Annotated in this window: 19 protein-coding genes and 1 tRNA gene; 6 read left to right on the top strand and 14 right to left on the bottom strand. The window is 60.4% G+C overall.

The genetic code is table 11. From position 1 onward, the window contains the following. Positions 1-54 precede the first annotated feature (54 nt). Together RSO67_RS05880 and RSO67_RS05885 are read left to right on the top strand one after the other, a co-directional pair. Complete coding sequence (locus RSO67_RS05880) at positions 55-783, top strand: YkgJ family cysteine cluster protein (RefSeq protein ID WP_315842733.1); 729 nt, start codon at positions 55-57, stop codon at positions 781-783. 504 nt (positions 784-1,287) lie between these two features. Further along, positions 1,288-1,902 carry a hypothetical protein gene (locus tag RSO67_RS05885; protein WP_315842734.1) on the top strand — a complete coding sequence of 205 codons (615 nt, stop codon included), beginning with the start codon at positions 1,288-1,290 and terminating at the stop codon, positions 1,900-1,902. A gap of 31 nt (positions 1,903-1,933) precedes the next feature. On the opposite strand, the gene RSO67_RS05890 is transcribed toward RSO67_RS05885, so the two are convergent. Beyond that, on the bottom strand, positions 1,934-2,101 hold the full coding sequence (locus RSO67_RS05890; RefSeq protein WP_315842735.1) for a hypothetical protein: 168 nt from the start codon (positions 2,099-2,101) through the stop codon (positions 1,934-1,936). A 157-nt stretch (positions 2,102-2,258) separates the two neighbouring features. On the opposite strand from RSO67_RS05890, the gene RSO67_RS05895 reads away from it, so the two are divergent. Next, the gene (locus tag RSO67_RS05895; protein ID WP_315842736.1) at positions 2,259-2,627 is read left to right on the top strand and encodes a hypothetical protein; all 369 of its coding nucleotides are present in this window, start codon (positions 2,259-2,261) and stop codon (positions 2,625-2,627) included. A gap of 6 nt (positions 2,628-2,633) precedes the next feature. Here the strand turns inward: RSO67_RS05895 and RSO67_RS05900 are convergent, their stop codons facing one another. From RSO67_RS05900 to RSO67_RS05930, 7 genes are all read right to left on the bottom strand, one after another. Next, on the bottom strand, positions 2,634-3,758 hold the full coding sequence (locus tag RSO67_RS05900) for a serine hydrolase domain-containing protein (protein ID WP_315842737.1): 1,125 nt from the start codon (positions 3,756-3,758) through the stop codon (positions 2,634-2,636). 231 nt (positions 3,759-3,989) lie between these two features. Beyond that, positions 3,990-4,514 carry a hypothetical protein gene (locus tag RSO67_RS05905; RefSeq protein ID WP_315842738.1) on the bottom strand — a complete coding sequence of 175 codons (525 nt, stop codon included), beginning with the start codon at positions 4,512-4,514 and terminating at the stop codon, positions 3,990-3,992. Between the two features lie 32 nt (positions 4,515-4,546). Further along, positions 4,547-4,888 (bottom strand): hypothetical protein, encoded by a 342-nt coding sequence (locus tag RSO67_RS05910; protein WP_315842739.1) that lies wholly within the window; start codon positions 4,886-4,888, stop codon positions 4,547-4,549. Continuing rightward, complete coding sequence (locus tag RSO67_RS05915; protein WP_315842740.1) at positions 4,885-5,100, bottom strand: hypothetical protein; 216 nt, start codon at positions 5,098-5,100, stop codon at positions 4,885-4,887. The genes RSO67_RS05910 and RSO67_RS05915 overlap by 4 nt, the downstream gene beginning before the upstream one ends. A gap of 376 nt (positions 5,101-5,476) precedes the next feature. Continuing rightward, a complete protein-coding gene (locus RSO67_RS05920) occupies positions 5,477-5,677 on the bottom strand; it encodes a hypothetical protein (RefSeq protein ID WP_315842741.1) in 201 nt (66 codons plus the stop codon). Between the two features lie 440 nt (positions 5,678-6,117). Continuing rightward, positions 6,118-6,285, bottom strand: coding sequence for a hypothetical protein (locus RSO67_RS05925; RefSeq protein WP_315842742.1), 168 nt, complete (start codon positions 6,283-6,285; stop codon positions 6,118-6,120). 26 nt (positions 6,286-6,311) lie between these two features. Then, positions 6,312-7,310, bottom strand: a complete 999-nt coding sequence (locus RSO67_RS05930) for a phosphoadenosine phosphosulfate reductase family protein (protein ID WP_315842743.1) — start codon at positions 7,308-7,310, stop codon at positions 6,312-6,314. A 121-nt stretch (positions 7,311-7,431) separates the two neighbouring features. Between RSO67_RS05930 and RSO67_RS05935 the strand changes: the two genes are divergently transcribed. Next, the gene (locus RSO67_RS05935) at positions 7,432-7,881 is read left to right on the top strand and encodes a hypothetical protein (protein WP_315842744.1); all 450 of its coding nucleotides are present in this window, start codon (positions 7,432-7,434) and stop codon (positions 7,879-7,881) included. Here the strand turns inward: RSO67_RS05935 and RSO67_RS05940 are convergent. The 6 genes from RSO67_RS05940 to RSO67_RS05965 form a co-directional block, all read right to left on the bottom strand. Then, positions 7,872-8,453 (bottom strand): hypothetical protein, encoded by a 582-nt coding sequence (locus RSO67_RS05940; protein ID WP_315842745.1) that lies wholly within the window; start codon positions 8,451-8,453, stop codon positions 7,872-7,874. The genes RSO67_RS05935 and RSO67_RS05940 overlap by 10 nt on opposite strands. Positions 8,454-8,802: 349 nt before the next feature. After that, positions 8,803-8,876: transfer RNA gene (locus RSO67_RS05945), tRNA-Gly, on the bottom strand. A gap of 1,226 nt (positions 8,877-10,102) precedes the next feature. Continuing rightward, positions 10,103-10,897, bottom strand: coding sequence for a MetQ/NlpA family ABC transporter substrate-binding protein (locus RSO67_RS05950; RefSeq protein WP_410001809.1), 795 nt, complete (start codon positions 10,895-10,897; stop codon positions 10,103-10,105). 45 nt (positions 10,898-10,942) lie between these two features. Beyond that, on the bottom strand, positions 10,943-11,608 hold the full coding sequence (locus RSO67_RS05955) for a methionine ABC transporter permease (RefSeq protein ID WP_315842747.1): 666 nt from the start codon (positions 11,606-11,608) through the stop codon (positions 10,943-10,945). After that, the gene (locus tag RSO67_RS05960) at positions 11,598-12,719 is read right to left on the bottom strand and encodes a methionine ABC transporter ATP-binding protein (protein WP_410001810.1); all 1,122 of its coding nucleotides are present in this window, start codon (positions 12,717-12,719) and stop codon (positions 11,598-11,600) included. Before RSO67_RS05960 ends, RSO67_RS05955 begins: the two co-directional genes overlap by 11 nt. A gap of 207 nt (positions 12,720-12,926) precedes the next feature. Beyond that, a complete protein-coding gene (locus RSO67_RS05965; RefSeq protein ID WP_315842748.1) occupies positions 12,927-13,889 on the bottom strand; it encodes an aliphatic sulfonate ABC transporter substrate-binding protein in 963 nt (320 codons plus the stop codon). A gap of 339 nt (positions 13,890-14,228) precedes the next feature. Here RSO67_RS05965 and RSO67_RS05970 point away from each other — a divergent pair, with 339 nt between their 5' ends. Together RSO67_RS05970 and RSO67_RS05975 are read left to right on the top strand one after the other, a co-directional pair. Further along, positions 14,229-15,221, top strand: coding sequence for an aliphatic sulfonate ABC transporter substrate-binding protein (locus tag RSO67_RS05970; RefSeq protein WP_315842749.1), 993 nt, complete (start codon positions 14,229-14,231; stop codon positions 15,219-15,221). Positions 15,222-15,254: 33 nt separating this feature from the next. Then, a complete protein-coding gene (locus tag RSO67_RS05975; RefSeq protein ID WP_410001811.1) occupies positions 15,255-16,070 on the top strand; it encodes a MetQ/NlpA family ABC transporter substrate-binding protein in 816 nt (271 codons plus the stop codon). Positions 16,071-16,104 lie beyond the last annotated feature (34 nt).

Consider the following 16,104-nt stretch of genomic DNA (forward strand, 5'->3'; position numbering starts at 1 on the left):
TGGTGACGTCCCGCCGATTCGCAGCGTATTCCGGGGGCGGATCGGGACCCCAGCATGAGCGCACAGGACGCCATCGACTTCGTGTCGGACAATATCACGGAAGTGGGCACGCTGATGCGCTCGCTGTCCGGCCGCTATGAAGGCATCTTCGGCAATTTGCGCGCCGCCTATGGCGTCGCCTTCGAACAGGCCGACAGCATCGCCGACGCCGCCCGCGATGCGTCCGCCATTGCCGATGCCGCCACGACAGCCATTCGCGACCACATCCCGAACCAGCCCGGCAATGCCTGCACCAGCGGCTGCGCCGCCTGCTGTCATCTCTATGTCCAGGTGCCGCCCGGCACCGCGACCGTGATGGCAAGGCATATCGCCGCGCATTTCACGCCGGACGAACAGACGGCACTCCGCGCCCGCCTCGAAATCGCCGCGGCTGCCGCGCGCGATGCCGCCGATGTCATGAAACTTCGCATGCGCTGCGCGCTGCTCGGCGCCGACAATCGCTGCACGGTCTACGAGGTCCGCCCGCTGACCTGCCGCGCCTTCACCTCGCGCTCGGTGGCGCGCTGCCATGACGTGGTGTTCGGCGATGTACCCAAGGGCACCGGCGTCGAGCAGAACGCCGCGCATTTCCGCATTCACATGGAAGCAACCTTCGCGCTGGAGCAAGCCGCGCGCAATCGCGGGCTGCCGGATGCGCAAAAGGGACTGGCACAGGCGCTGCTGGATGAAATGGGCGCCATCGCTGGGCCTGCACTGGAAGCGAAGCGCCATACCGGCTCGTGATGGCGAATGCGCGAACTCGCTCACGACCAGTTCACCCGACATCGTCCAGGGGCTGACGCCCGCTCTGCCACCGGCTATCGGCGCCGCCATTTCCGTGCGTGGTGGACTGGCGCAGAGGCAGTTGGCTTTGGAAAGATCGAGCCCGATTGGTTTGTGACGTAGCCGCGGGATTCCTGTAGTCGGCGCTGGTAGCCCGGCGAGTTCATAATGTTACTGGCACCGCCTCGGGCAGATGCAGCATCAGCGAGCGCGAGTTCAGCAACGGCAGCCAGGATGAGTAGCGCAGCTTTCTTTGACATGATGGTCATAGTTCGAACCTCTCCGACCTGAGCAAGCAGCGCAAGGCAAAATCGTTCCGATAATCACCTGGCACCTGAAATGAGGCTGCAACCGCGTAGCCGCGTTCCCGATCACCGCGTCGTGATCCTCCCCCGCGTAATCATCGCGATCCCCGAACGTAACTCTCCCGGCACCAAGCCAGAGCGTCACGTGAAAGGACGAAATATGAGAGCGTTTTCTGCTGTAATCACCGGGCTGGGCATTGCCCTGCTGAGTGCAGCCACCATTTCCGCCGCAAGCGCAGCCGAAACGGTTCGCGTGCGCGGCACGGTCGAGAGTGTCGACGGCGCGAAGCTGACGGTCAAAACCCGCGAGGGCAATTCCACCGCGATCAAGCTGAACGACAACTGGAAAGTCACCGGCGTGGCCAAGGCCTCGCTCAATGACATCAAGCCCGGCGACTTCGTCGGCATCGCCTCACTGCCCAAATCGCGCGGCGGCGACGGCGCCCTCGAAGTCCTGATCTTTCCGGCGGGCATGAAGGGCACCGGCGAAGGCAGCTATCCCTGGGATCTGAAGCCCAACAGCACCATGACCAACGCCACCGTCACCAACGCCGTCAAGGACGTCGACGGCCGTAACATCACGGTGACCTTCCACGGCAAGGAAAAGACCATCTCGGTTGCGGATGACACCACGGTCGTCACCTTTGCCGCTGCCGCGCAGGCCGACCTGAAGCCGGGCACGGCGGTGTTCGTGCCGTCGCAGAAGGCGGACGACGGAACGCTCTCCACCGGCAACGTGGTCGCCGGCACCAATGGCGTCGTGCCGCCGATGTAGCCCGCGCGAAGCGCACATTGCGCTAGGAGGATCAGTCGAGCGGCTTGTCGTCTTCGGTCGGAGGCTCCGCTTCCGGCGAGCAGATGTCGCCGCCACCGAACTGATCCTCCGGCGGCGGATGGTCGCCAGGGATTGTGAGCGGGTCCGGCTTTTCGCCCGGACCTTCGGGGCCTCGCTCCGCTGGCTTGCGTCCGTTCATGCCGGTGCCTCCCTTTGCGAGTCAACGCCACCACACGCGATCCGTTGCATAAGCGCATGTCCCGATCGGGACGATGACCGATATCGCCCGGGTCCGTTGAACGAAAAACCGCCCGGGACTGACCCAGTACCGACCGAACGGTCCTGGAGACGATGTCATGAAACGGTTGCTGATCTTCCTTGTGCTCTTCCCCGCCATTGCCACGGCGGCGTTCTACGTCGTGACCTACATCCTGACGGGCGCGGCGCAGGACAGCGGCACAGGGCCGGTTCTCATCTATCTCGTCTTTATCGTGCCCGGGCTTCTCGTCGCTTTGCTCGACTGGCTGGCCGCCAGATCGTCCATTCCTGCTGTCATCATCACGACGCTTCTGACCTACGGAGCAACCGTGCTGGTGATGGGCTTGCTGCTCGGGTGGAGCAAACAGGTCCTGGCGCTCGGTCTCATCTGTGCCATTCCGGCCGCCCTGTGTTCGTGGCTGTCGGGCCGTAGCGACGCCGCGGCGCAGGCGTCGTCGCCGGCATGACGCGCTTCAGGTCCGCGCCGCGATCAACTGCCGGATAAATTCCGGCGCCTTCGCGCTGGGGAGCCACCGCGTCACCGCGATCATGTCAGCATCCCGATCGATCCAGATCATGTTGCCGCCGGCACCAAGCGCATAGACGGCCGTCTCCGGCGCAGCCTTGTTGGCATGTGGCCCGCGGTTCAGCCACCACAGGAAACCGTAATTCGGCTGCTGGGAAGACTGCGCCCACATGGCATCGACCCAGGCCTGCGACAGCAGCCGCTGGCCATTCCAGTCGCCGCCGCGCGCCATCAAGAGACCAAAGCGCGCATGATCCTCCGCGCCGATGAACATGCCGCCGCCCCAATGGCCGCCGCCCGGCACCGACTGCATCCGCTGTCCGTCGATCTCGACAAAGGAATTGTCATAGCCGACCCACTCCCAGTCCTTGGACGCGCCGATCGGATCCATGATGCGGGTACGCAGCACATCCGGCAGCGGGTGCTTGAACAGATTCAGCAGGCAGAGCGACAGCAGGTTCACGCGCACATCGTTATATTCGTAGAAGCTGCCCGGCGTTTGCCACTCGCGCAGCTCGCCCTTGCGGCTGTTGTCGGCATTCGGCGCCACCAGACGGTTATGATCGATCTGGTCCGGCTTGCCGAACAGCTCGCCGCGCCATTCGCTGGTCTGCTGCAGCAGATGCCGCCAGGTGATCGGAGCATTATGCGCATCTGCAAATAGCGGCCCCGGCACGCGCGTACCCACGGGCTCGTCGATATCCCCGATCAGCCCGTCATCGACCGCGAGGCCCGTGAGCGTGGCGAGATAGCTCTTGGCGATGGAGAAGGTCATATCCGGCCGGGCGATCTCGCCCCACGCAGCCAGCACGTGACCATTCTGCAGCACCATGCCCGCCGAGCCGCCGCGCTCGCGCACCGGCCCCAGCACCGCGCTCCATGGCCCGGTCTCATTCCAGTCCACATTCGGCGCATAGCGCCCGTCGTCGTAATAGAAGCCGCGCGGCCACGGCGTTTCATTGGCCTGCGCGAAGGCGACTGCTGCGGCGAGCTTGTCCGGGACGTAGCCGGCGGCGCGCGGATCGATCTTGTCCCAGGCGCTGGCGGCGGGGAAGTAATGAGGGTCGGTCATCGGGGCATCGGGCTCGCTTTAAACAACAGGCCCCGGTTATTGACCGGATAGAGATCGGCGGCAACCGATTGCGGCGCGAGTGATTTTGGCGAGCGTAGCCCGGGGATCGCGGCCGTCATTGCGGAAGCTCGTCTTCGCACTCGTGATTGTTGCGATCGCTATCGCTGCGCTGCGTTGGCTGAGGTGACGGGGGCGGATCACGGTATCACGGTCTCGCACGAACTTGAAAGATCACCTTTTTGGCGGTTTTGACCCGACCCCCACGAAGAAGAAGTCGGCTGGTGGTTCATCGGTGCCCCTTCCAACAAGCAAACCAGGATTGATCACCGACGAGAGTGCTTTCATGATTTCCGGGGATTTGGCTCCTCGACCGTATTCAACGCCGACTTCGAAACCTCCGCCGGTGCTGTACTTCACTTCCCACTGCGCTGCTCTGAATGCAGTCGCTATGCTCTGCGCAAAACTTTTGCCAAGCGAGTTGAGGTACATCACATGAACCAACCCCTTGAATGGCATTGCAACGATTGCCTTCCGTAGCGTTTCTACCTGTTCGGTATCCAGAGCGTCCCACTGATCGCCGATGACAGTTTCAAGCCGCTCGATCACCTGCACCGCGCGAGTAAGATCTGTCTTCGACTTCTCGGCCATTTGAGAACTCGCAACGCTCGATATGATGCCAACAACAACACCAGCGGCTGCAAAAAAGCCGGCTATAATCGAACCGTAATTTGAAAAGAAAACTTGCCAGTTGGACATCCCATCCTCGTTTCGATCGTTGATCTTGAGCGCTAATCGCGCAAACGAATGACTACCTCACACATCATTGCGGCTTTCAACACAGCCACAGCAGTTGTTTCATGGTCAGCTCCGGCCTGTCGGACGATCTCCGCGCAAAGCGCAATAGACTCATCGGGCACGAGTTCACCACCGGTGATCGTTGCATATCGGAGCAGCGACAAAAGTGCGGTAACCGGCCCACTCGGTCCGTCACCGTCCTCCCACTTCCGAATGGTGTCGGCACCGTTGGCCGACGCCAAGCCGCACAGCTTCGCCATGTCATCGAGCGACAGCCGGCGGCCGACCGCTAAGCCGAGATCCTCGCGCAGCTGTTTCAATTCGTCGCCTGTCATTTTGCCGACCAATTGATCGCTCTGAAACCGATGCTGCGGGATCGTAGAATTTCTTCGAGTTCATCGCCCATCTGTTTCCAGTCGGGGGTATCCCGGACACACCAATCTCGCTTCTGACCCAGCAGTGCATTCTGATCGTCCGCATCAAGGCACTCTTGGATTTTTGAGTGCATCGCAGCTGCTGTCGTCGTCGAGATGAGCTTAAGATCCATGGCTATTCCTCCTCGTTCTGCGCCAAATCTTGTGCTTGGCGATTCCCTAAAATGCGTACTCTAGATTCGACCGGACCGAACATCTCCCACTTGCCATCACAATGCAGCAGGAGATATCCGGCCGCCATCAGCATCACCAGACGATAAAGGGCTATGCCGACTTAGGTGGGGACGACGATCGATGATGGGAGCCGCAGGAGTTAAACGCCAGACTTCAGCAAGCGTAGCCCGGATGAGCGGAGCAATATCAGGGGTCTTGGCCGACACACCCGACCCGCATATCGCAAACGCTCATCCGGGCTACGCTCGCTTCGATAACTATTGCGACGAATGCGGCGGTTGCGGGCAAATTGAAGTTGGCGAAGGCGATGCGGAGTCACCCAACGCGAACAGTAGCCCTGCTTCCGCGTAGCAGCCGTGCCAATTCTTGGGCCTGTTCGATGCCAGTACCATCGGGCAGGTCGAAGATGATCTGCTTTCCGCCTAGCCCAATATCCTTATCCGTATTGAGCATGACGAAACACGGCTGATCTGCCTGCCGCTCTTTGACTTCAGGTACAAAAGGCGATTTTTGCATATAGCGCCTCACGGTGGAGAATCACTCAGCGCTATTCTAATCAAGTCGCCTGCAAAGCGGCTTTATTTTTCTCTGATGCATACTTCAGGTAGATTACTTGCCGCCGAAGTTGCCACCAACTTCTGAAAATCAGAAATCGACTCGACTAACCGATTGAAATTATTGGAGCGGGTAGAGGGAATCGAACCCTCGTATTCAGCTTGGAAGTCGGCGCCATATCTAGCACGCAACATCACTGAAGTTCACCAAACAGCGTAAAACAAGCACTTTTCTGATTTTTGAGACTCCCGCGTATTCACTCAAATTACCCAAATCGACGCTCAAATCACCCCTCGCTGCGCCCGATGAGCGCCCTAGAATTTGGGGCGCCGCAAGAATGCGGGCAAAGAAAAAGGCGCCAGGTCAAGCCTTGGCGCCTTCTCGACTAACATTTTATTGGGCTAGGTTTCAGCCGGCGTTGCCTGCATCTTCGCTAAATCCCGCTGCGCCCTCGCCCGGCCTTCATCATCATCCGCATCCTTCACCCGATCCTTGAAAATCATGATCAGCTTGTCGCGGAGCGGAAGCTTCTCGTGGGAGCCGTCGAGGGTTTTGAGGAAGAGGATCATGCCGGGATTGTCGCATCACGACACAGTCATTCGCAGAGGCCGTAAATGCTGCTGCAGAGCGGGCCTTCTTCCTGCTCGCCGCCGACCCGGAAGAAATCGAACTGCTTGCCGCCGCGACTGGTCTTAGCCCACTGCACCACGGCGTGAATGCCATGGTTTTCAGGAGTTGCATCAAGGGCAGTGCGCCCGTCTTTCCAGCCCGTTTTATCCATCGCAAAGAACGTTGCAGTTTCCGTTTTGCTCACCTTCATGACCAGGCTTTCCCACCTGGCGACACGTTCCAGTTCCTCTGGAAAGCGGTTCGCGACCTCCAGCAGCTCATTCTTCGTCGCATGGATACATGGCATGCAGCCGACCCGACCCATACCCTGCTTGTAAAGCGGGTTCGGTGCGACGCCGTGCTTGTCATGCATTGCGAACACCTGCTCGACGTTCCATTGAAGAATTGGCCGATAGTTCCACAGCTCGCCGCCATCAGCTCCGCCGCCGACAAGGTCGCGCTCGGGCAGCGCTGCGCGGCTCCGGCTTTCATCGGCGCGGACGCCCTGCCATGAGATGACGACATGCCCAGCCTCCATCAAGGGCATGTGGACCTGCTCCAGCAGTGGATTCCTCTTCAACTCCTCGCTGCAGAAGCGCACGCGCGTCGATGGAAAGCGACCGTGCACCAGGCACATATCCAGGAAGGGATTGCCGGTCGGCTTCAGGTATTCCAGGGCCTGCGTAGCAACCTCTGGCGTCCACGTGTGACGGCTACCAGCGCGCTCCTTGTGTTCTCCGGCAATGACGCGCTCCATAAATCTGCGGCGGTTCTCAATGGCCTCGGTGTAGTCCGCTTTGATAGTGCGGATCGGGAAAACCTTGTCGTTCAAATACTGGATGTATTCGTAGGTCTGCGGGTGCTCGTGGCCGGTGTCGGCGAACACGGCCTGCAAGTTTTCTGCGCCGCGCTCGATCGCGAGAAGCAGCAGCGCGGTGCTGTCTTTTCCGCCGGAGACAGACACGATATTATGAGTAGTAGACATTGGATTTTTGCCACGTTGGTTCGTGGCTTTGATGTTGATGTCACGTATTGTATTTGATTAATCGCTTCGCGTGTGAAGTAGTGATGTTGCGGGATCGCCGTGTATCGGAGCAGCAACAATCATGAATGCAGAAGAGTTACCTCAATACAACGATGTCATGACCGCCCTGACACCAGTGCTCTACGATTTACCCGGCAAGTTGATCGCGATCGACGGGCATTCAGGCGTTGGGAAGACAACGCTCGGGCGTTATCTAGCTTGGCGGTTCAACATTTCGCTTATCGAGACGGACCTGTTTCTGATCCCGAGCCAAGGCAAGCTGGTCTACTTCAAGGAAGCACTGAAGCATGTCATTGCGCGCCGGCTCTCTAAACCGCGTCCTGTGATCGTCGAAGCGGTCGCCGTGCGTCGTCTGCTCCGATATCTCGAGCTCGAGCCGGACTACGTCATTTACGTATCGAGCAAGGATGCACCTGAAAGCAGATCATTAAAGGATGAGATTGCTTCCTACGATGCTGAATTCAAACCGGCAACCAGTGCAGACCTCGTTATCCAAGTCGATCATGGTTGATTAATCTGACCGGATATCTCTGATTCCGTGCCTGCGATTGCTTTCACAAACGCAATCATGTCCATGAAAATACGATCTACGAAGTCGTACTCTGTCATGAGGTCTTCGACCTTAAAAACGGTCGTCTCCTTGGCCCTCTTATGCAACTCGAAGCGCGCGTCCTCTACGCGCTCGACACCCACTGTTTCTACAATTCGGCCCCCGTCCATCCGGACCTTAATTTTCAAAGAGCCTCCATGCCGAACAGGGTTTGCGTGAGCGATCTGCCCCCGTACATCGGAAGCCTTTTTTGCTCGGATTAGTAAGGGAAGCAACTGGGGCCATGGCTCACCCTGCAAACCGACTGCTGCGGCGCTGATTATCTGAATTTTTCGATCAATGCCCCGAACAGATGCGAAGATGGCATCCGCCCGCGCTCGCGATCCTCCGAGAACGGCGGCGAAGATATCTTCCAGATAGTCCTCCACGTGTTGAAACCTGAGTATGCAGTGTCCAACAAGCGCATAGAACCGCTGCTGTTCGGCACGAAACTTTTCGACCCCAGCCGCTTCTGAAGGCTCGTCACTGGTCATGACCACACCATCCTCAAAATCCGATTACCTAAGCAGTGATGTTGCGTGATTGCGACGCGCACCAAGCAGGGCGCAAGAATCATCCCCGCAGTCTGTTGATCTATTGCCCCCGAACTTCACTAGAAATCACGGAAGCTCATAAATCAGGGGAAAACGTACACACACGTGAATCGCGGCTACATAAGCTTTTCTACAAGCCGCTGATTTGACTCAAGAATTTTTGGCTTAATTTGAAGTGCGCCCGATGAGCGCCCTAAGAATACCGTGGACAGTCTGATCAGCGACTCTTGACGGGGGTTCCACACCATGCAACTCGTTGAATCGTAAGCGATTTTCGTGGAGTAGAGAGTGGAGCGGGTAAGGGGAATCGAACCCCTGTCAGTAGCTTGGAAGGCTGCTGCTCTACCATTGAGCTATACCCGCGTGCCGCGTCAGGTAACACGTTGCGCGGCGGGTCTCAACCTCATGTGAGGTCGCATCCCCTGCCCGATGCGACCGGCGGATTGCGGTTGGATTTCAAGGGGATGACGTGTGGACATGAGGTTTGAGGCTTGAGGCTGGCCGTAGATGCCGGGCGGCCCTCCTCGTCATTCCCCTGCAAATCAATTGGTTTGCCTGAGGGCAGGACGAACCGCCCCACACTCGTCATTCCGGGGCGCGCGCCGCCGGCGAAGCCGGCAGAGCGCGAACCCGGAATCCCGGAATGTTCAGCGCTGACTAGAGACTCTCATGCTGGGATTCCGGGTTCGCGTCCGGCAAGTGCCGGCCGCGCCCCGGAATGACAGTGTGAGGCAGCAGGATGGCACTAAACATTTTTTCCTATTTCCCGTTGACAGCATCTCTCCCTGGACTATATTCTCCTTCGTCCTGCCCCACCGAGAGGGGCGATCGCGATCGTCACGTTCGCGGGGTGGGATGCGGTGGACGCCGGAGATGCGGCGTTACGCGGTTCACGGGTGACGTCTGTCTTCGGGCAGGACGGATCTGCGCCAGCACTGCCACTGGCAAGGAGACGTTTGGCCTTCGGATGGAAAGATCTCTGGACAGTGTGACGGACGACCAAATCGAAACGCGTCCGGCTTACTCGCTTGAGGCACCCTGTCCCATTCGCCTTGGGACTGTAATTTTGGTGATCGGATCGTTCGCCATGGCAACGCGCAAGCAGGCTGAAAAAACACCGCAGGCGGAACGTCGGGCACTTGCTCGGCGCCTCCGAAAGTCCTGATGCACTCACTATTGCGGAAGACCGCATTCGCATCAGGCCCAAGGGTGCAACGGGCACCCGGCGTTCCGCACGCCCTCTCACAAGGGGCGGGAATGCGACAGACGACGGCGCCCCCGCGCCGCAAATAATGGGGGCGATGACGCATGTCTGAAGCGCAGTGGCTGTTTGACAGTTGAATCGGAAATCGCGTGACGCGCGCACGCCCAAACCAAACGCCGTCATGCGCGGGCTTGTCCCGCGTATCCACGCCTTGGCCCCGGCGAAAGGCGTGGATGGCCGGAACAAGTCCGGCCATGACGTGAGGAGAGGTCCGGGATCACCGCGACGTTCGCACAGCGCCGCCCGGCCATGACGTAGAGAGAGAGCGGGACCGCCTCTTCCCGCTAGAAGCGCCTCGCCTGCTCAGCGAAGCGCTTTCCTCACCTTACCAAGTCGCGAGGACCGAGCCCTTGAAGGTCTTCTCGATGAAATCCTTCACCTCGGGCGACTGATAGCTTTCCACCAGCGTCTTCACCCAGGGCTTGTCCTTGTCCACCGCACGCACGGCGATGAGATCCGCATACGGGCCCTTCGGATCCTCGCGCAGGATCGCGTCCTTGACGGGATCGAGTCCGGCCTGGGTCGCGTAATTGGTGTTGATGCCGGCAACGTCGACGTCAGGCAGCGTACGCGGGAGCTGCGCGGCATCGACTTCGGTGATCTTCAGCTTCTTCGGATTGTCGGTGATGTCGAGCAAGGTCGGCTTGAAGCCGACGCCGTCCTTCAGCTTGATGATGCCCTTGTCGCGCAGCAGGATCAGCACGCGGCCGCCATTGGTCGGATCGTTCGGGATCGCCAACGTGGCGCCTGACTTCACCTCGTCCCAGGTCTTCACCTTCTTCGAATAGATGCCCATCGGGAAGTTGATGGTGTTGCCGACAGCAACGATCTTGTATTTGCGATCGGCGACCTGGTTGTCGAGATAGGGCTGATGCTGGAACGAATTGGCCTGCAGGTCGCCGGCTTCCAGCGCCGCATTCGGCACCACGTAATCGGAGAATTCGACGATCTGGATGTCGAGGCCCTTCTTGGCGGCGACGGCCTTGGCGGCTTCCAGCACCTGCGCATGCGGACCCGGGGTCACGCCGACCTTGATGGTCTCGGCTGACGCAGCGCCGGTGAGTGCGGCGAAGGCGAGGATGGAGAGAAGATAGCGACGAAGAGACATGGTGTTTTCCATTGTGAGTAAACGAGTGTGAACGGGCCCGCTGATGCGGGCGGTCGTTCAGGAATGTCGCGTGCGCTTGTCGAGGCGGCGCGAGATGAAGTCGCCAAGGCTCTGCACGCCCTGCACGAGACAGATCAGCACGGCGACCACGGTCGCCATGACTTCCGGCATGAAGCGCTGATAGCCGTAGCGGATGCCGAGATCGCCAAGCCCGCCGCCACCGACAGCGCCGACCATGGCGGAATAGCCGATGAGGCTGACAGTCGCGAGCGTGAGCGCCAGCGTCACCGCCGGCATTGCCTCGGGCAGCAGCACCTTCCAGACGATCTGCAGCGGGCTGGCGCCGAAGGCACGCGCGGCCTCGACCAAGCCCTGATCCACTTCGCGGATGGCGCCTTCGATGACCCTCGCGATGAACGGCGTCGCCGCGATGGTCAGCGGCACCACGGCGGCGCTGGTGCCGATCGAGGTGCCGGCGATCAGGCGCGTCAGCGGCACGATGGCGACGACGAGAATGATGAACGGCGTCGAGCGCGTGGCATTGACGACGAGGCCAAGGATGCGATTGACGTTCGGCGCCGGGAACAGTTCACCGTTGCGGCTGGTCGCCAGGAAGATGCCGAGCGGCAGTCCGGCCAGCGTGCCGAAAATGCCGGCCAGCGCCACCATGGTGAGCGTGTCCAGCGTCGACCACAGGATCATGTTGATCAGTTCAGGCGACATAGCCGAGATGCTCCACGGTGTTGCGGGTCGCGGTGAGATTGGCGATCAGCTTGGCCTGCAATTCCGGCTCGGCTGCGACGGATGCGATCAGCGTGCCAAACGGATGGTCGGCGACATATTCGATCTGGCCATGCATGATGTTGAAATCGACGCCGTAAGCGCGCGTCAGCCTGGATAGCACCGGCTCATCGGCATCGGCGCCGGTGAAGGCGATGCGGATCACAGCCTGACGGCCGGGCGCGTAATCGGCCAGCAGCTTGCCTTGCAGCCATTCCGGCACATTGCCGCCGGTGACTTCGCCGACGAAACGCTTGGTCGTGGCATGGGTCGGCTTGGAGAAGATCTCGTAGGTCGTGCCCTGCTCGATGATCTGGCCGCCTTCCATGACGGCGACGCGCTGCGCCAGCTTCTTCACCACGGACATTTCATGGGTGATGAAGAGAATGGTGAGGTTGAGATCGGCATTGATCTGCTTGAGCAGTGCGATGATCTGCGCGGTGGTCTCCGGATCGAGCGCCGAGGTCGCCTCGTCCGACAGCAGCACTTTCGGCTTGGTGGCGAGCGCACGCGCGATGCCGACGCGCTGCTTCTGGCCGCCGGAGAGTTCAGCGGGATAGCGGTCGCGCTTGTCGGCGAGGCCGACCATGTCGAGCAGCGGTTCGACGATGCCCTTGATATCTTTCCGCGGCGTGCCGGCGATCTCCAGCGGCAGCGCGATATTGTCAAAGGCGGTGCGCGACGACAGCAGGTTGAAATGCTGGAAGATCATGCCGATGGAGCGGCGCGCCTGACGCAGCGCCTTCTCGTCCAGCGATCCGATGTCGAGGCCGTCGACGGTGACCTTGCCATGGGTCGGCTGCTCCAGCCCGTTGATGAGGCGGATCAGCGTCGACTTGCCGGCGCCGCTCTTGCCGATCACGCCGACAATGGCGCCTTCGGGCACCACGAGGTCGATATTGTCGACCGCTTTCACCTCGGCGGAATCGTTCCGCGACGGGAAGATCTTGCTAACGCCATCGAAGGAGATGATGGCACGCCCTCGTTCGCCAGAATCTTGCGGATCAAGAATTGGCACGGGCGCTCCGGTCGGCTTGGACAGGGGAGCGTTCATTGAATGACGTTTCTACGCAGTTGTGAAGCACGGGGCCGGCCTGCGTATCGCGGGCGCCGTGGCTGCAACCTACTGATTTCGGGCAACATTTCAACCGCACTGCACAAATGAGGAAAATCCAGCGGTTTCAATGGCCTGCGGGAGGAAAAGAGTGCCGGGAGACGGCTGGTGACAGCGCTAATCGTCTCCCGGCGAGTTTTCGGGAGATCAGGAGCCCGGGGTCCAGGTCCAGACGATGTCCTTCACATTGATCGCCTTGGGGATCAGGCCGAGCTTGTGGAAGCGATCCGCCGTTTCCTGCTGGGTGGCAATGATCCGGTCATTGATCGGGACCACCGTGTAGTTCGACCGTTCGACGGCGCGCGTGGTGGCGGTCTTGTCGACACCGGTCGCCTCCTGCAGCCGCGTCGCCACCTCGGCGCGATTGGCTTCGGCCCACTTTCCTTCATCGGCAAAGGTCTTGTTGAATAGCGCGACGATGTCCGGATGCCTGGTAGTGAAATCCTTGTTGGCGAGAAAGAACGAAATCGAATCCTGCACGTCCTTGGAGAAGGCAATCACCCGCGCCTGCTTGTTCTCGGCGAGCGCCAGATACGGATCCCAGATCGACCACGCGTCGATATTGCCACTGGCGAATGCCGCCACGGCGTCGGCGGGGCCGAGATAGACCGGCGTGATATCCGCATAGGTCAGCCCGGCCTTCTCCAGCGCGGCGATAATGGTGTTGTGTGCACTCGATCCCTTGCCGAAGCCAACCTTCTTGCCCTTGAGATCGGCGAGCGTCTTGATCGGCGAATTCTCGGGAACGATGATGCCCTGATTGTAGCCCCGCGACGGGATGGCGGCGATATAGACGAGATTGGCACGCGCAGCCTGCGCGAAGATCGGCGGCGCGTCGCCGGCATAGCCGAAATCGACATTGCCGGTATTGATCGCTTCGAGGATCGGCGGCCCGAACTGGAACTCAACCCAGCGGATGCTGATGCCCCTTTCCTTGAACACTTTTTCGAGCGTGGCGCGCTGCTTCACCGCGGGAAAGATGCCGGCCTTCTGAAAGCCGATGCGGATTTCCTTCAGCTCCTGCGCCGCGGCTGGTGATGCGATCAAGCCGGCTGACAGCAACAGTGCTGCGGAGAGACCTGCGACCATAGATCGTCGGGAATAGGACATGCGCTGTTGCTCCATTTGCGCCCGGGCGATGCAAGGGCGTGATGGTGAAACGCTACGCGCGATTGCGAAGATTGTGCTTTCAAAGGTCGCGGGCAGTCTGCAAGTTTTGCAATCCGAAGGTCAGCTCCGGGAGCAGCTTCGTCTCCGCCGCAGGGAAATAACCTGCTCTTCCGGAGCCACCCGGAAGGCACGCGGAGAACGTTTCCGCTGCACAACAAGGCCACCGCAGCATGCCTGCATCGCCGCGCCCGGAACTACAGTTGGCCATTTCATTGACGGAAACGCGCCGCTCTCGCACCTTTGCTGCTCACGAAACATCATCAGCAAAGCAGTGCCAACATGCTTCCGATTCACATCGCCCGCTTCATCGAACGCTTCGTGTTCCGGCGCACCCGGGCGCTGCAACTGGCTGCCGTAGCCTCCATTCTGTCGGTCTCGTTCGCTTGCGCGCAGACGCCGGACACGGTGCGCATCGGCTATCAGAAGTCGTCGACGCTGATCGCCGTGCTGAAGACCAATGGCGAATTGGAGAAGGCGCTCGCGCCGCTCGGCGTGAAGATCTCGTGGCATGAATTCACCAGCGGCCTGCCGCTGCTCGAGGCCATCAACACCAACAATGTCGATTTCGGCGCCGATGTCGCCGACACCGTGCCGCTGTTCGCGCAGGCCGCCGGCGCCAAACTCGCTTACATCGCCGAGGAAGCCGCCTCGCCTGCCGCGCAGGCCATCGTGGTCCCGGCGGAATCGCCGCTCAAGACGGTCGCCGATCTCAAGGGCAAGAAGGTCGCGGTGACCAAAGGCGCCGGCAGCCACTTCCTGCTGCTCGCCGCGCTGAGCAAAGCCGGCCTCACCTTCAAGGACATCCAGCCGGCCTATCTGCCGCCGGCCGACGGCCGCATCGCCTTTGTCGGCGGCAATGTCGATGCCTGGGTGGCATGGGATCCATTCCTCACCAGCGCGCAGCGTCAGTCCAACGCGCGCGTGCTCGCGGACGGCAGTAACGGACTTGCCAGCTACAAGCGCTACTATCTGTCGTCGGCCGCCTATGCGGACAAGCGCGGCGACGTCCTGAACGTCATTTTCAAGAAGCTGGACGAGACTGGCAAGTGGGCCAAGGCCGAGCCGAAGGAAGCCGCCAAGCTCCTCTCAAGCCTGTGGGGCATCGACGCCGCCACCGTCGAGGAAGCCAACAGCCACCGCTCCTACAAGGTCGGCGCCGTCACCAAAGCCGGCCTGTCCGAACAGCAGATCATCGCCGACGCCTTCTTCAACGAAAAGCTGATCCCCGTGAAGGTCGATGCCAGCGACGTGAAGATCTGGGCGCCGAAGTAATCCCATTCTGACATTCCCTGAAAGACAACAAAGATGAAGACCGCCCTCTCCGTCATCGCCGCCGCGATGCTCGCCCTCGTCTCCTTTGGTGATCATGCCGACGCGCAGTCCGCCACCAAACCCGAACTCAAGGTTGGTTTCGTGCCCGGCCCCTATATCGACGGCTTCAAGAAGGGCGTCGAGCCCGAGCTGAAAAAGAAGGGTTACACCGTCAAATACTATGAGTTCTCGACGGGCCTGGAAGCCAACACCGCCGTATTCAAGAACGATATCGACGCCAATGTGATGCAGCATACGGTGTTCCTCGACAGCTATAACCAGCGCCAGAAGACCGACCTCACCGGCATCATCACGGTGCCGACGCCGCCGATGGGTCTCTATTCGACCAAGCACAAGACATCCGATGCCGTGAAAGCCGGTGCCACCGTGGTGGTGCCCAATGATCCCGTGAACCTGCAGCGCGCATTGTGGATCCTGCGCGACCTCGGCTGGATCGAGATCAAGGACAACAACCCCGTCGATGTCACCGAGCTCGACGTGATCAAGAATCCAAAGGGCATCAAGATCGTCCCGCTGGAGAACGCGCAGGCGCCGCGCGCCCTCGGCGATGCCGACTTCGCCGCCGTGCAGGGCAATTTCGCGATCTATAGCGGACTCAAACTGACCGAGGCCTTCGCGCTGGAAAAGATGACCAAGCCCTATACCAATGTCGTGGCCGTCCGCCGCGGCAATGCCGAGACGCCGTGGGCGAAGGACATCGTTGCCGCCTATCAATCGGACACGTTCAAGACCGCTATCCGGAGCGACAAGTTCTACGCCGGCTTCACCCTGCCCGAATACTTCAACTGAGCACAACCTGCGCGCGCAGGCAGCCCTAGCGCGA

Source organism: Tardiphaga sp. 709 (genome assembly GCF_032401055.1).
Taxonomy (GTDB): Bacteria; Pseudomonadota; Alphaproteobacteria; order Rhizobiales; family Xanthobacteraceae; genus Tardiphaga.